This window comes from Polynucleobacter sp. 31A-FELB, assembly GCF_018882405.1.
In the GTDB taxonomy this organism is placed as follows: domain Bacteria; phylum Pseudomonadota; class Gammaproteobacteria; order Burkholderiales; family Burkholderiaceae; genus Polynucleobacter.
Window position 1 is genome coordinate 1 of record NZ_JACVOO010000006.1, and the last position, 15,465, is coordinate 15,465.

Here is a 15,465-nt window from a genome sequence, read left to right on the forward strand (position 1 = left end):
ATTGTTTTAGACCGCATTCATCGCTGGGGGATCTCCCACCAGCGATGTTTGCAAAGTCATTTTGTAGTTCAACCACACCGCCCGATTTTCTGGCTCAGAGCTGACCGGTTTGTGGGAGGAGGTCAAATCCCTTCTGCTAACCTAATAAAACTGTCCAACTTTTGTGGGTCAGTTCATTTCTGTGATCCCTTTGTATAACTGGTGGGTCGGGCGAGATTCGAACTCGCGACCAACGGATTAAAAGAAGTCGTGGCTCTTCAAAAATCCATATAAATCAATAGGTTATAGAGCCAAAAAATGACTGTGCGATTGACTGTGCGATTGCTTTTTGGTGCAAAGATCAAATCTGTAGCTCGGATTTCGAACTTTTGAGTGTTACTTAAAGTAATGATTGCCTCTTGAGAGGGGTAAAAGTAGGATTGCTCTGTGGTCTTCTATGAATTTAATACCCGCCTAAAAATCGGGTTTTTACATTAAAAAATACGAAGTAATTGAAATTGAGAAAATTTAAAAAGATCTATGTTCTAGGTGCCGGTGCTGTCGGTTGTTTTTTCGGCGGAATGCTTGCTCGATCAAATAAAGATACAACGCTTATCGCTAGGCCAGAGCGTGCAAATGCTATAAGTGCTGATGGACTAGAGATGCAATGTCAAAAATTTCAAGAGATTGTTTCAATTAATGTAAGTCACGACCTTTCTGCTTTGACTGATGCAGATCTTGTTTTGCTTTGTGTTAAGTCGCCCGATACAGAAAATACGATGAAGCAGGTGTCATCCATCATTCCAAAAGAGGCCGTGATATTAAGTTTGCAAAATGGGGTTGCTAATGTGGAAATAGCCTCTAGCATTACTAATAACCCCGTATATCCTGCGGTCGTGTATGTTGCCTGTGGGATGCATGGTCAGAGAGTTCTCAAACACCACGGTAGAGGTGAATTATTGGTAGGCAGCATCAATGCTATTTCACCTCATGAACTCGAAAGTCTTAGAGAAATTTGTACTCTTTTTGAAAGTGCAGCTGTGCCTTGTGAAATAGCGCCCCAAATACTAAAGGACATGTGGTTAAAGTTTTTGGTTAATTGCTCCTACAACGCCATTTCAGGAATTGGTCAGATTGCATACGGGGAAATGGTAAAGGTTCCTGAAATTGTGAAATTAATTAACGGGATTACTGAGGAGTTTTTACAGATAGCCGCTCAAAAAGGACTGCATATAGAGAGGCATGAAGCAATGGCGGCTAATGATGCTATAGCAAAAACTATGTCTACTCAGATATCGTCAACTGCGCAGGACTTAAGGCGTGGAAAGAAATCCGAAATTGATTATCTCAACGGCTATATTGTTAAGCTTGGAAAGGAATATGAAATTCCTACCCCATTGAATGAATCAGTCTATGCAATGATAAAAATGTTGGAATCGAGAATGCCTATTTGAGCGTTACTTTAAGTAACGGCTCCAATTAGACAAGCCCTTTGGCTTTAGCCTCTCGATATCTCAAGGTTAACTGAAGTAGCTTAGCCGCACGATTTACCTTAAGCTTTTCCATGAGGTTCGCTCGATGCGCTTCTACGGTTTTAATTGAAATACCTAAGTCCATGCCAACTTCCTTATTAATCCTGCCAGCAACAATGCGATCAAGCACATCAACTTCTCTTTGGGTTAGAAGTCTAAATCTCTCTTTGATCTCTTTGAGCTCCGAAGATTGTTCTTTACTGAGATAAGCCTTTGATAGCATTTCATTGATTAAGCCACAAAGCTTTTCTTCATCTACTGGTTTTTGAATAAAGTCAAAAGCACCTTTTTTAAAAGCTGTTACTGCACTATGAATTTCTGCTTGCCCGGTGATAAAGCAAATAGGAATATTAAGGCCCGTATTTAAAAGCGTTTCTTGTAGCTCAATCCCGGACATGCCACCAAGGTGAATATCTACTAGGGCACAGCTCAAAGATTGCGGATCGCTTGAAGCTAGGGATTTTAAGAATCTTTCGGCGCTCTCATGGGGGCTCACTCTAAAACCATTGGCATTTAGAAGTAAGGATAATGAATCCCGAATCGCCTCGTCATCATCGATCACATAAACTACGCCGCTTTGGATGGAGGGTTTGGTATTGGTGGGATTTGAAGTTGCTTGCCGCATGTTCACTGGGTTAATGCTTTCATTCTTTGAGTCACTAAAGCCAGAGCTTCTTGTGCATTTTTGGCAATTTCACCACTTCCGGACTTGCCAACAACAAAATAATTGTCTTTATGAATGTAAATGTGGATATAAAGCTCAGTTTTATTGGCGCCAATCACAATTTGTAATATGGGTTCGCGGCTTGCTCTGTCATAGCTCTCGGTAAAGCTGGTGTAATCCATAGTGTCAGCATGTTGACTAGCAATCTCGCGTATTTGGCTGCTTAAGCCTTCAACCAACTTGCAATATTCTTGATAAAAGAGAGGGTTTGAGTGTCGCAGCTCCTCTATCGCAATAGCGTGTAGTGCGCTGTTGGCCATGGTCGTATTAAATGATTTCTAGATGGACATGGGCATCAAGACTATCTGCCGGACCGCGTTTATCTAAAACAGCCAGTCTTAATCCCTCTTGTTTAAAGTCTTCAAGACTGGGATGAAATCCATCGCCTCCCAGACTGACGATGTATGTCCAAATCACTTGATCTCGTTGATCTTTACGGTAGATGTCGACTATTCGTTTCATAGTAGCTTTCTATGAAAATAACTATACGCCCAGAACCTTCATTTAGTTCTAATTTTTTATAATGCACTGCCGCAAAATAAAGGGTGCCTTAAAAACGTTTTGCTTGACCATAATCAATGCATACAACGTTTCTATTGCATAGGATGTGTCTGTGTCAAATGCCTATATTCGTTTTTTAAATCTGATTGATGCGCTCGATCATATGAATCCTGACCGCTCTTTAGACTCTCTTGAGATTCAATTACTTGAATTTATTGTTCAGCAACAAGCACAAAACCAGGCTACATTGCATAGCAGGCTTAAAGACTTGGTATTACATGGTTACGTTAAGTTAATTGCCGACAAAAAGGACGCTCGAAAAAAATCAGTGATTCCCACAAGATTGGCCGCCAAATACATTGAATTTATGTCTAATTGTTTGGAAAAAAGTGTGAAGCTCACATAATTTGGTGGAGTGTAATCGCCGAATAAAAAAACCCTCATCAGCAATGGTGGGGGTTTCCTTTTTGAGTGCCAACACTTTTTCAAATTTTTATGTACAAGCGGTTATATTGACGTTAACGTTAAGTAAATGATAATTGGATGCTGCATATGTCGACTGCTAGAAAATCGAAAGCAATAATCTCAAAGTACACCATTGCCGACCTGGCCGATGAGTTTGATGTGACGCATCGGGCAATACGTTTTTATGAAGATCAAGGGCTGCTATCCCCAGAGAGGGGTGGAAGAAATGCTCAGGTCAGAATGTATTCCGGATCAGATAAGACAAGACTGAAATTGATATTGCGAGGAAAACGCTTGGGCTTTTCTTTAGCTGAAATTAAGGAAATCTTAGATATTGATCTGTACAGCAAGCCAGGGGGCTCCATTCTTCAGTTGGGGCGATTTATCGGCACCTTAGCCAAGCATCGAGAGGCTCTAGAGAGGCAAATGGAGGATTTGAGTGATCAGCTCAATGAATTAGCCTCCCACGAGCTGGAGTGCAAAAGGATTTTAAAGAGCAAGAAAGTAGGTTAATTAGCCCTCATCGTTTTCCCTTAATGCTGGCTAAAAATACTATAACCTATTGATATTTAAGGGAATAATATAAATATTACACATCCCAAATTATGTTGACGTTTACGTTAACGTAAAGTAAATTGATGGAATTGAATCTTTGAGGTAAACCATGAAAACTTTGTTGGAAGGGCGTAGAGCAGAAATCGAAGCAAGCTTTGCTAAACAGGGCTTAATGCGGATATTTCAGGCAAGCATTAATAAGCTTGAACATGGGGCGCTAGAGATATCGATGCCCTATTCCGATGCTGTTTCACAGCAGCATGGATTTTTTCATGGGGGTGCGATTGGCGCATTGGCTGATACCGCTTGTGGTTACGCTGCAATCAGCATGATTGGCGAGGACGAGGCAGCATTAACTGCGGAATACAAAATTAATTTATTGGCACCAGCTGATGGCGATCGTTTGATTGCTGTGGGAAGCATTATCAAATCAGGTCGTACCTTGATTGTTTGTCAGGGCGATGTATTTATCGAAAAAGACGGTAAGCGAAAGTTATGCGCCTTCATGCTCATGACTATGTGTGTAGTTAAAAATCTTGAGCATAAGTAACGGGGGTAATGATGAGCAATATTCCAGGGATCAATTTTTATTTAGGTGAAGACATCGACTCATTACGAGATGCAGTCAATGCATATGCGCAAGCAGAGATAGCGCCGTTGGCCAACGAGATTGATCGTACAGATGAATTCCCGATGGAGCAGTGGAGAAAGATGGGTGATTTGGGGCTTTTAGGTATTACCGTAGCCGAAGAGTATGGCGGTGCAAATATGGGTTATTTGGCACACATGGTCGCTTTAGAGGAGATTTCGAGAGCTTCTGCATCAGTCGGCCTCTCTTATGGAGCTCACTCTAATTTATGTGTAAACCAGATCCATCGCAACGGAACTGCTGCGCAGAAACAAAAATATCTTCCTAAGCTTGTAACGGGTGAATATATTGGCGCTTTAGCAATGAGCGAGCCCAATGCAGGATCTGACGTAGTCAGTATGAAGCTTGCTGCTACTGAAAAAGATGGCCATTACATTTTGAATGGCACCAAAATGTGGATTACTAATGGTCCTGATTGTGATGTCTTGGTCGTGTATGCCAAAACAGATCCTCAAGCGGGAGCAAAAGGTATTACTGCGTTTATTGTTGAGAAGGGCATGCCAGGTTTCTCAGTGGCGCAAAAGCTCGATAAGCTCGGTATGCGTGGTTCTCATACTGGAGAGTTGGTTTTTGAGAACGTCAAAGTGCCTGCGGAGAATATTCTTGGGAGCTTGAACGGTGGCGTTAAGGTGCTAATGAGTGGCCTTGATTATGAGCGCGCCGTCTTAGCCGCTGGTCCATTGGGCATTATGCAGGCCTGTATGGATGCAGTGGTTCCCTATATTCATGATCGGAAACAATTTGGCCAGTCCATCGGTGAATTTCAGCTGATACAAGGTAAGGTGGCGGACATGTACACCACTTTGCAAGCCTGCCGCGCGTATTGCTATGCCGTAGGCAAGCAATTAGATGCCTTGGGCTCTGAGCATGCCCGTCAAGTTCGCAAGGATGCTGCAGGCATCATTCTCTATACCGCTGAAAAAGCAACCTGGATGGCAGGTGAGGCAATTCAAATCTTAGGTGGTAACGGTTACGTTAATGAATATCCTGTTGGCCGCTTATGGAGAGATGCGAAGTTGTATGAAATTGGCGCTGGTACTTCAGAAATTCGTAGGATGTTAATTGGCCGCGAGTTGTTTGCGGAAACAATGTAAATAAGAGACAAATTTCATGCCTAAGATTGAGTCAAAATTAAATACGCGCAGCGCTGAATTTTCAGATAACGCACGGCTAATGCAGTCCTTGGTGACTGATCTCAAAAGTAAGGTTGAACAAATTGCCTTAGGTGGGGGTGAGCTTGCTCGGAAAAAGCATACCGATCGCGAGAAATTATTACCAAGAGATCGCGTTCAATTATTGCTTGATCCTGGCATGCCTTTCATGGAGTTTTCGCAGCTGGCTGCATATGGAATGTACCCAGAAAAATCTGGAGCTGATGCAGCGCCTGGCGCAGGTTTAATTACCGGCATCGGTTCCATCTCAGGGCAAGAGTGTGTGATTGTCTGTAACGATGCAACGGTCAAGGGTGGAACTTACTTTCCGATGACGGTAAAAAAACATTTAAGAGCACAAGAAATTGCGGATCAAAATAATTTGCCATGTGTGTATTTAGTTGATTCTGGTGGGGCTAATTTGCCAAATCAGGATGAGGTATTTGCCGATCGCGATCACTTCGGAAGAATCTTTTACAACCAGGCCAATATGTCAGCCAAAGGCATCCCGCAAATTGCAGTAGTAATGGGTTCATGTACGGCTGGCGGTGCTTATGTTCCTGCAATGAGCGATGAGAGCATTATCGTGAAAGAGCAAGGCACCATATTTTTGGCTGGACCTCCATTAGTAAAGGCGGCTACAGGTGAAGTCGTCAGTGCTGAGGATTTGGGTGGAGCAGATGTACATACACGCCTTTCTGGTGTGGCGGATCACTTTGCGCAAGATGATGCGCACGCCTTGGCAATTGCTCGCAATGTTGTAGCGAATTTAAATCGCAAGAAGCCAGATCCGTTACTGCGCTTGCCACCTGTACCTCCCCAGTATTCTGAAGATGAGCTTTATGGGATTATTCCTAGTGATACTCGTAAGCCCTATGATGTAAGAGAGGTGATTGCAAGGCTAGTTGATGGTTCTGAGTTTGATGAATTTAAGGCGCGCTTTGGAACAACTTTGGTAACGGGTTTTGCCCATATCGATGGATACCCAGTGGGCATCATTGCCAATAATGGCATTCTATTTTCTGAAAGCGCACTCAAAGGAGCACATTTCATTGAGTTGTGCTGCCAAAGAAAAATCCCCCTTGTTTTTCTACAAAACATTACGGGCTTCATGGTGGGCCGTAAGTATGAGAATGAAGGTATTGCACGTAATGGTGCAAAGATGGTTACCGCTGTAGCAACTGCGCAAGTTCCAAAATTTACCGTCATTATTGGCGGCTCATTTGGCGCAGGTAATTATGGAATGTGTGGGCGCGCTTATAGTCCGCGGATGCTCTGGATGTGGCCCAATGCCCGCATATCAGTCATGGGTGGAGAACAGGCTGCAAGCGTCTTGGCCACGGTTCGGCGTGATGGCATAGAGGCAAAGGGTGGCGCATGGAGTCCAGAAGAAGAGGCTGCATTCAAAGCTCCACTTAGAGAGCAGTATGAAACTCAGGGGCATCCGTATTACGCCAGTGCGCGGCTTTGGGATGATGGCGTCATTGATCCAAAAGATACGAGAAAAATTCTCGCACTCGCAATTTCAGCTAGCTTGAATGCGCCGATACCAGAAACCAAATTTGGTTTATTCCGCATGTAATTTTTACTCGGACAAAAAATGAATTTGCTCTATAAAACATTAACCGTACAAGTTGAAAACCTAGTTGCTACGGTAACTCTCAATCGTCCTGACGTAAGGAATGCATTTAATGATGTATTAATTGCAGAATTAACTTCAGCATTTACTGCTTTAGAAAAACAAGATGGTGTTGATCTAGTTGTATTAGCTGCAAATGGAAAAAGTTTTTGTGCTGGTGCCGATCTAACATGGATGAAAGCCATGGCAGGTTATTCCTATGATGAAAATATAGCGGATGCACAGCAGTTGGCGAAGATGCTGGAGATTTTGTATCGCTTCCCTAAACCCCTTATTGCCAAAGTGCAAGGGGATGCTTACGGAGGTGGAGTGGGATTGGTTGCTGTTTGTGATGTTGTAATAACTAGCGAAGAGACTCACTTCTGTCTATCTGAAGCTAGGCTAGGCTTGCTACCAGCCACGATCAGCCCATATGTGATCAAGGCCTTGGGTGAGCAAGCTTGTCGACGCTACTTTATTACTTCTGAAAGATTTTCAGCGGCTGAAGCCTATCGTTTGGGTTTTGTACACATTATTTGCGAACCTTCAGGGTTAGATCCGAGTGTTGAAAAAATTGCTCAATCTATTCTTCAAAATGGACCAGCAGCAGTGATTGAATGCAAAAAATTAGTACAGGACTACGCGTCTAAAAATATTGATGCAGCCCTAGTGCAGGATTCTGTTGAAAGAATCGCAAAAATTCGTTGCAGCAAAGAAGCGCAACATCGCATGAAATCTTTTCTGGAGAAAAGCTAGTGTTTAATAAGATATTAATTGCCAATCGCGGTGAGATTGCATGCCGGATTGCGAAGACTTGTAAGCGTTTGGGTATAGCTACAGTAGCGGTTTATTCAGATGCAGATGCCAATGCGCTGCATGTTGAGGCTTGCGATGAGGCTTTATATATAGGCGGGTCGGCGCCTAAAGAAAGTTATTTGCTGGGCGAGAAGTTGATTCAAATTGCCTTGGCATCAAAAGCTCAAGCTATTCATCCAGGATATGGATTTCTATCTGAAAATGCAGACTTTGCGGACGCTTGTGCAAAAGCAGGCTTGGTTTTTATTGGGCCACCAGCTGATGCCATTCGTGCAATGGGGTCTAAGTCAGCAGCCAAATCTTTGATGGAGGGTGCGCAAGTACCATTGGTGCCGGGGTATCACGGTGAAGAACAGACCCCTGATTTTTTAAGAGCGCAAGCCGATAAGATTGGCTACCCCGTCCTTTTAAAGGCTTCTGCTGGCGGCGGGGGCAAAGGAATGCGTATCGTAAAAGACAGTGCTTCATTTATTGATGCATTGGAATCTTGTAAACGTGAAGCCCAGAGTAGTTTTGGCGATCAAAAGGTTTTGGTGGAAAAGTATCTCGAACGCTCAAGACATATTGAAATTCAGGTATTTTCTGACTCAAAGGGTAATTGCATCTATCTATTTGATCGAGATTGCTCTGTGCAGCGTCGACATCAAAAGGTTTTAGAGGAGGCGCCTGCTCCTAAGGTTAGCCCTGAAATTAGGCGGGCAATGGGTGAGGCAGCTGTAAATGCCGCTAAAGCAGTTGCGTATGAAGGCGCGGGAACGATTGAATTTATTGTAGAAGCTGGCCCAGCAGGTAATGCGCAGCAATTTTTCTTCATGGAGATGAATACCCGTCTTCAAGTAGAGCACCCAGTAACAGAAATGGTTAGTGGTCAGGATTTAGTCGAATGGCAATTGCGTGTGGCTTCTGGAGAAAGATTGCCACTGTTGCAAGATGAAATTGTTCTTAATGGTCATGCTATTGAAGCGCGTATTTATGCTGAAAATCCAGAGAATCAATTTCTGCCGTCAACCGGAAAATTACTGGCACTAGAAATGCCAAATGAGATTGATGGCAGTGTTCGAATCGATACTGGAGTGCGTGCTGGTGATGTGATTAGCCCCTTCTATGATCCCATGATTGCCAAATTGATCGTTTGGGGTAAAGACCGCATATCTGCGGTTTCTGGCATGCGCCGCGCTTTAGATGAAGCGCACATTGTTGGTTTATCAACAAACCTTGCTTTTTTAGGGCGCTTATTAAGAACCAAAGATTTTTCTTTTGCCAATCTAGATACTGGTTTGATTGCTCGCAATGAACAGACTCTGCTACAAAGTGATACAGGGGTAGAAGTTGAAGATCTTGCCTTCTTATTGGCCGGTAGATTAGCTTATGAACAGCAGCAGACTCATCATGCAAATGGTAAGGCTATTTCACCTTGGCATACATTAGATGGATGGCGCATGAATGGAGCATGCAATCGCCATTTTGCCTTCCAACTTGAAGGACAATCTGCAAACCAGGCAATCGAATACTGCTATCAAAATCAGTCGATACTCCATGCGGGCAAAGAGCATTTATTTGGATTTGATGGGGAGGGCTCATCGATTCGATTAACGCTAGATGGCGCTAAACTTTCTGCCTACGTCATTCCCAATACGATTCATCCCAATACCTTGCATTTATTTCGCAATGGCAGACATCAAGTTTGGCATTATCAAAATCCTTTAGAAGTTAGCCATGTTGAAGATGGCGCTTCAGGAAAATTATCCGCACCGATGCCGGGCAAAGTGATTTCAATACACGTCAAAATTGGTGACAAAGTGAAGGTAGGCGATCCATTAATCGTTGTAGAGGCAATGAAAATGGAGCATACGATTACCGCGCCAATTGATGGCGAAGTGGCTGAGATTAACTATGCCAAAGGGGATCAGGTTGACGAAGGCGATCAGTTGATTATTTTTAAAACGCAAGAGTAATAAAACTCGAATCATCATGAATCACTCAACAACTCTACCTAAAAAAGTAAAAATCGTTGAAGTGGGGCCACGAGATGGCTTGCAAAACGAAAAGCAATTTGTAGAAAATCAGATCAAGATTCACCTCATTAACCAGCTTTCTGCTGCTGGGTTTGCGAACATTGAGGCTGCTGCCTTTGTATCTCCCAAATGGGTGCCACAAATGGCTGGAAGTGATGTGGTTATGCAAGGTATTGAGCGTAAGCCAAATACGATCTATTCAGTATTGGTGCCAAATATGCAGGGCTTGGAAAAGGCATTAGCAGCCAAAGCGGATGAAATTGTCATTTTTGGAGCTGCCTCAGAGGCTTTTTCACAAAAAAATATTAACTGCAGTATCGAAGAGTCTATTGCGCGGTTTATTCCTGTGGTCAATGCAGCCAAGGAGGCAGGGGTGAGAACTAGGGCTAGTGTTTCTTGTGCTCTGGGTTGCCCCTATGAAGGCGATATTGATCCAGCAAAGGTTGCGAATGTGGTTCAACGTATGGCTGATTTAGGTTGTGACGAAATTGACATTGCTGACACAATCGGGGTAGGTACCCCTGGAAAGGTAAAGGCGGTATTTGAGAGGGTTTCTCAGATATTTCCAATTGCTCGTTTATCTGGACATTTTCACGATACCTATGGCCAATCACTTGCAAATATTTATGCGGCCTTAGAAGTTGGCGTCAGCACTTTTCACTCTTCTGTTGCCGGTTTGGGCGGGTGCCCCTATGCAAAAGGAGCTACTGGAAATGTGGCTACTGAAGACGTACTTTATCTCTTACGCGGCTTGGGCATCGAGACAAATGTTGATTTTGAAGCGGTTGCCCGAATTGGAGGACAGATCTCTAAGTTGATAAACCGTCCAAATGGATCTCGGGCCGGTAGGGCTTATCTAGCCAAATTAGGCGAGTAAGTGGAACATACGCTATTACGCGTATGTTCTGGCATCCTCAATGAGTTTTCCATCTGCCGGCAATGAGTTCATGGCTTCAAAACGAACATTGGCACGGAGTTTAGTGACTTCTCTAGTAGATTGAGCAATCCCTGTTTCTAATGCGCTCAAATCACATTTGGCATCATTCTTTAATTCACAATGCACAGTCATTTCTTCGTTACCAATATTACCAGTGACAATCACTCTAGCTTTATTAATCTCAGGATGTCTTCTGATGATGTCCTGAATTTGGCCTGGGTGAACAAACATACCTTTGATTTTGGTGGTTTGATCTGCTCTTCCTAGCCATCCTTTAATGCGGATATTGGTTCTGCCGCATGGCGAGGGTTTGGTCAAAGATTCTGGATCAATTGCGGAGAGATCTCCGGTGCCAAAACGAATCAAAGGATAGTCTTTATCAAAAACCGTGATGACAACTTCACCGGTTTCTCCAATAGGCACAGGTTTACTGCCATTGGGTTCGATAATTTCTAGAATAATGTCTTCATCAACAATCATTCCACCCGGTAGATCGGGTGACTCATAGGCAATTAAGCCTACATCAGCTGTCGCATAGGTAGAGTTGACTTGAATGCCGCGCTCTTTAAACCATGCGCGCATGCTGGGTGTTAATGCTTCGCCAGAGACAACTGCTTTTGTGAGGCTGGAACAATCTAAACCCAGTTCATCCGCCTTTTCTAGAATAATTTTGAGGAAGGATGGGGTTCCGGCGTAAGCGTTTGGCTTTAGATGCGCAATCGTTTGTGCTTGAAGTTCAGTTTGGCCAATTCCCGCGGGGAATACGCAGCAACCTAAGGCATGTGCGCCACCTTCGAGCATCCATGCGCCTGGCGTAAAGTGATATGAGAAGGTATTGTGTACTAAGTCACCTTCTTTAAAGCCTGCGGCTCTTAATGCCCTGGCTAAGCGAAAGTTATCAATTTCAGCGCCCTGAGGTTCGTGTATTGGACCTGGGGATTGAAAAATCCGCTTTAGTTTATGAATAGGCGTGCCATTCATGCCACCAAAGGGCGGCAACCTTTTTTGTTCTACGCTTAACTCTGATTTTCTAGTGACTGGCAACTGCGCCAATGCATTTCTAGAATTAATTTTGCTTGGATCTACATTCGAGAAAATATGAGCAAAATATTCGGTATTTTTCTTGGCGTGTTCAATTTGAGCGGAGAGTCTTTGCAGCAAGGCTTGCTCTCTCGCTTCAGGTTGGCGAGTTTCGAGTTTATCCATGGGTTTACTATTTTTATGACAGCCAACGCTTACGTCGGCGATAAGATTTAACATCCTTAAATGATTTGCGCTCAGCCTCATCATTGGCTGATACGCCCAAATAGAATTCTTTAACATCTTCGTTATTTCGCAGGTCTTCTGCTGCTCCATCCATTACTACGCGACCGTTTTCTAGGATGTAGCCATAATCGCTATATTTCAAGGCGACCATCGTATTTTGTTCTGCCAGCAAGAAGCTCACATCTTCACGTTTATTTAAGTCTTTCACAATCTCGAAGACTTCTTCAACGATTTGCGGAGCAAGACCCATGGATGGTTCATCCAAGAGGATCATTTCTGGTTTTGCCATCATGGCACGTCCAATAGCGCACATCTGTTGCTCGCCACCCGATGTATATGCGGCCTGAGATTTTCTACGTACTTTGAGGCGTGGAAAATACTCGTAAATCTTTTCTAATTCACGTTTTACTTCGGCATTGCTAATTTTGCGAGTGTAGGCTCCAGTGAGTAAATTATCTTCAATGGAAAGGTGGGCAAAACAGTGTCTGCCCTCCATTACCTGAATCACACCACGCGTAACGAGTTTATTTGGCGAAAGCTTATCAACCCGTTCATTTTTGTACTGAATGCTACCTTTAGTGACATCTCCCCTTTCCGCACCCAATAAGTTTGAAATAGCCTTGAGAGTGGTGGATTTTCCAGCACCGTTCGCCCCCAGGAGGGCTACAATTTTCCCTTTTGGAACCTCGAGGGAAACACCTTTCAAGACCAAAATCACGTGATCGTAGATCACTTCGATATTGTTAACGGAAAGTAGAGAAGTCATATAGGTAATCTATTAAGTTAGTTTTTCATGCAAGAAGGGGTGATGTTCTTCTCTTTTGCATAGTCACGTGCTGAAGCTTTAAACAATGGGTGAATCAAAGTTTTATTACCTTCGATCCAATCAGAGATCACTACCCATTTCGTGCCATCCCACTGCTGGATCTTGATCTTGCCAGATCCTTCGTGGTTTTCGCATGAAGTCTTAATTTCAGGTAGCAAGCCTGTAGCACCCAAGGCTTTGAGTTGAGCTTCAGTGATATTGAGGTTCTCAAATGCCCAGCGCATTTGCTCACCAGTCGCTGGCTTACCTTTGCCGTATTTATTTTGGGCTAAACGGGTTGCTTCAACAGTGACAATAGCAGCTGAAACTCCACGGTTGTAGAGAACGGTGCCAATTTTGTTTTTGTCAGAGAAGTTGCCTTTGCCTGCGCCATAAACTACTTTTTCAATATCAGCGATGGCTGGAACATTCTTGCCGGATACGTTCCAAGTTGCGCTCATATAACCTTTGGCCGCTTCACCAGCAGGTACAACGTCCTCTTCAGAGCCAGCCCACCAAGAGCCAATAATCTTATCCCTTGGGTAGCCCACTTTTTGAGCTGCTTTGAGTGCTGTTTGGTTCATGACACCCCAACCCCAGAAGATTACATAGTCTGGATTTTCTTCACGGATCTTCAACCACTGTGCGCCTTGTTCATTGCCTGGATGGGCAACAGGAATCTCAACTAGTTTGAAGTTGTTGATTTTGCTTTCAGCTTGTAAGGCAACTAGCGGCTCTTTGCCATACGCAGAATCATGGTAGAGGAACACAATTTTTTTGCCATTGAGCTTGCCACCATTCTTTTGCGCTAAAAACTTCACGATCGCAGAAGCTTGCATCTGATAGGTGGTAACCAAAGGGAAGGCATATGGGAATACAGAGCCATCAACGGCATCAGTACGGCCATAGCCCATCATGATCAAAGGAACTTTGTCATTTTGGGTTTTATCCAAGATCGCATAAGAAATGCCTGTAGACATCACATGAATAGCAGTGCCTTTTGATGGGCCAGATTTACCTTTCAAGCGCTCATAGCACTCAACGCCTTTAGCATTGTTGTATTCAGTCTCGCACTCTTCCCAGGCGAATTTGACACCATTTACGCCGCCATCCTTGATGTTGACGTAAGAGAGGTAGTCGATAAAGCCGCCGTAGAAAGCTTGACCATTTTGACCGTATGGGCCAACGCGGAAGCTCGGTAATGCTACAAACTGATCATCAGCCTGAGCTTGCAGCGGGTAAATGCTGCAGAGGGAGGTAATGAGAGCAAAAGCAGCCCCCAAGACCGAGGTTTTAATACGTTTCATTGTCATCTCCTTGGTAAAACATGCTGTGTACATACTTCAATTACTAAATCATTTACTGCAATTACTGCTTAATGCGGGAATGGCCAGAGTCTTAGCTTCTCTTTACTGATTTGCCAAAGTCTAGCTAGTCCATGGGGCTCTACGATTAAAAAGAAAATAATTAAAGAGCCAAACACCATGAGCTGGATGTGTGACACCACTGAGCTTGGTATTGGTAAATGCAAAATTTGAGAAATAAAGGGGAGGGCAATATCCAAAAATATCGGCAATAGCAAAATAAACGCCGCACCTAGGAAATTACCCAGAATGCTGCCAACGCCACCAATAATCACCATAAATAAAATCTTGAATGACATATCTAATGAAAAGCCATCTGGTTCTACAGATCCAAGGTAGCAGTAAGCGTACAGGGCACCCGCAATGCCGCAGTAGAAAGAGCTAATTGCAAAAGCAAGTAGTTTTGTCTTCATCAGTGGAATGCCAATGACTTCTGCCGCAACGTCCATATCGCGTACGGCCATCCAAGATCTGCCGGTAGATGAGCGAACTAGATTCTTGCCTAATAAAGCCAAGCCTGAGACGATGACCAGGACCAAAAGATACTTAGAGGCTGGGGTATCAAAAGTAAACCCAAATAAAGAAAGGGTTTGCGCACTAATCACGCCTGATGAGCTGTTATTAGAAAACCAGGGGAATTTAGTCAGACACCACACTACAAAAAACTGAGCGGCTAATGTTGCAACAGCAAGATAGAAGCCTTTGATGCGCAAAGAGGGTAGGCCAAATAGAACACCTACAAATGCTGCGCTTAAGCCGCCTAGCAAAAAGGAAATGGGGAATGGAATGCCTTCAATACGTAATTGAAAGTTATAAGTCGCATAGGCGCCAATTGCCATAAATGCTGCAGATCCCAAGGAAAGCTGACCTGCGTAACCTGTTAAGAAATTTAGACCTAAAGCAGCTAATGAAAAGATTAAAAAAGGGATCAAAATTGCATTGAGCCAATATTCGCTAGCAAATAAGGGGACGCCAATAGCGGCAATCGCAATCAAAATGACCATGCCAATTCTGTCTTGCAGAATTGGGAAGATTTGACTATCAGATTTGTAAGAGGTCTTAAATTGACCGGCTTCACGGTAGAGCAT

The 15,465-nt window shown here is 43.6% G+C and carries 16 protein-coding genes; 9 read left to right on the forward strand and 7 right to left on the reverse strand.

Translation table 11 applies throughout. From position 1 onward, the window contains the following. The first annotated feature begins 491 nt into the window (after positions 1 to 491). Positions 492 to 1,433: a ketopantoate reductase family protein gene (locus tag ICN30_RS05100; RefSeq protein ID WP_216273734.1), complete on the forward strand. Its 942-nt coding sequence runs from the start codon at positions 492 to 494 to the stop codon at positions 1,431 to 1,433. A 25-nt stretch (positions 1,434 to 1,458) separates the two neighbouring features. Here the strand turns inward: ICN30_RS05100 and ICN30_RS05105 are convergent, their stop codons facing one another. From ICN30_RS05105 to ICN30_RS05115, 3 genes are read right to left on the reverse strand one after another with little or no spacing between them, the layout of a single operon-like run. Continuing rightward, the gene (locus tag ICN30_RS05105) at positions 1,459 to 2,136 is read right to left on the reverse strand and encodes a response regulator transcription factor (RefSeq protein ID WP_216273735.1); all 678 of its coding nucleotides are present in this window, start codon (positions 2,134 to 2,136) and stop codon (positions 1,459 to 1,461) included. Positions 2,137 to 2,138: 2 nt separating this feature from the next. Continuing rightward, on the reverse strand, positions 2,139 to 2,495 hold the full coding sequence (locus tag ICN30_RS05110) for a hypothetical protein (RefSeq protein WP_216273737.1): 357 nt from the start codon (positions 2,493 to 2,495) through the stop codon (positions 2,139 to 2,141). A gap of 7 nt (positions 2,496 to 2,502) precedes the next feature. After that, positions 2,503 to 2,697: a hypothetical protein gene (locus tag ICN30_RS05115; protein WP_216273738.1), complete on the reverse strand. Its 195-nt coding sequence runs from the start codon at positions 2,695 to 2,697 to the stop codon at positions 2,503 to 2,505. A 145-nt stretch (positions 2,698 to 2,842) separates the two neighbouring features. Here ICN30_RS05115 and ICN30_RS05120 point away from each other — a divergent pair, with 145 nt between their 5' ends. The 8 genes from ICN30_RS05120 (at position 2,843) to ICN30_RS05155 (ending at position 10,882) form a co-directional block, all read left to right on the forward strand. Further along, on the forward strand, positions 2,843 to 3,142 hold the full coding sequence (locus ICN30_RS05120; protein WP_216273739.1) for a hypothetical protein: 300 nt from the start codon (positions 2,843 to 2,845) through the stop codon (positions 3,140 to 3,142). A gap of 146 nt (positions 3,143 to 3,288) precedes the next feature. Next, the gene (locus ICN30_RS05125; RefSeq protein ID WP_216863398.1) at positions 3,289 to 3,714 is read left to right on the forward strand and encodes a MerR family DNA-binding transcriptional regulator; all 426 of its coding nucleotides are present in this window, start codon (positions 3,289 to 3,291) and stop codon (positions 3,712 to 3,714) included. Positions 3,715 to 3,865: 151 nt separating this feature from the next. After that, the gene (locus ICN30_RS05130; RefSeq protein WP_216273740.1) at positions 3,866 to 4,306 is read left to right on the forward strand and encodes a PaaI family thioesterase; all 441 of its coding nucleotides are present in this window, start codon (positions 3,866 to 3,868) and stop codon (positions 4,304 to 4,306) included. Positions 4,307 to 4,317: 11 nt separating this feature from the next. Beyond that, positions 4,318 to 5,499 carry an isovaleryl-CoA dehydrogenase gene (locus ICN30_RS05135; RefSeq protein ID WP_216273741.1) on the forward strand — a complete coding sequence of 394 codons (1,182 nt, stop codon included), beginning with the start codon at positions 4,318 to 4,320 and terminating at the stop codon, positions 5,497 to 5,499. A 16-nt stretch (positions 5,500 to 5,515) separates the two neighbouring features. Beyond that, a complete protein-coding gene (locus ICN30_RS05140) occupies positions 5,516 to 7,138 on the forward strand; it encodes a carboxyl transferase domain-containing protein (RefSeq protein ID WP_216273742.1) in 1,623 nt (540 codons plus the stop codon). 24 nt (positions 7,139 to 7,162) lie between these two features. After that, positions 7,163 to 7,930: an enoyl-CoA hydratase/isomerase family protein gene (locus tag ICN30_RS05145; protein WP_216273912.1), complete on the forward strand. Its 768-nt coding sequence runs from the start codon at positions 7,163 to 7,165 to the stop codon at positions 7,928 to 7,930. Beyond that, positions 7,930 to 9,945, forward strand: a complete 2,016-nt coding sequence (locus ICN30_RS05150) for a biotin carboxylase N-terminal domain-containing protein (protein ID WP_216273743.1) — start codon at positions 7,930 to 7,932, stop codon at positions 9,943 to 9,945. The genes ICN30_RS05145 and ICN30_RS05150 overlap by 1 nt, the downstream gene beginning before the upstream one ends. A gap of 16 nt (positions 9,946 to 9,961) precedes the next feature. Further along, on the forward strand, positions 9,962 to 10,882 hold the full coding sequence (locus tag ICN30_RS05155) for a hydroxymethylglutaryl-CoA lyase (protein ID WP_216273745.1): 921 nt from the start codon (positions 9,962 to 9,964) through the stop codon (positions 10,880 to 10,882). Positions 10,883 to 10,897: 15 nt separating this feature from the next. Here the strand turns inward: ICN30_RS05155 and ICN30_RS05160 are convergent, their stop codons facing one another. From ICN30_RS05160 to ICN30_RS05175, 4 genes are all read right to left on the reverse strand, one after another. Continuing rightward, on the reverse strand, positions 10,898 to 12,148 hold the full coding sequence (locus ICN30_RS05160) for a phenylacetate--CoA ligase family protein (RefSeq protein ID WP_216273747.1): 1,251 nt from the start codon (positions 12,146 to 12,148) through the stop codon (positions 10,898 to 10,900). 13 nt (positions 12,149 to 12,161) lie between these two features. Next, positions 12,162 to 12,974: an ABC transporter ATP-binding protein gene (locus tag ICN30_RS05165; RefSeq protein ID WP_216273750.1), complete on the reverse strand. Its 813-nt coding sequence runs from the start codon at positions 12,972 to 12,974 to the stop codon at positions 12,162 to 12,164. Positions 12,975 to 12,991: 17 nt separating this feature from the next. Next, positions 12,992 to 14,320 (reverse strand): ABC transporter substrate-binding protein, encoded by a 1,329-nt coding sequence (locus ICN30_RS05170; protein WP_216273752.1) that lies wholly within the window; start codon positions 14,318 to 14,320, stop codon positions 12,992 to 12,994. Between the two features lie 68 nt (positions 14,321 to 14,388). Next, the gene (locus ICN30_RS05175; protein WP_216273754.1) at positions 14,389 to 15,465 is read right to left on the reverse strand and encodes a branched-chain amino acid ABC transporter permease; all 1,077 of its coding nucleotides are present in this window, start codon (positions 15,463 to 15,465) and stop codon (positions 14,389 to 14,391) included.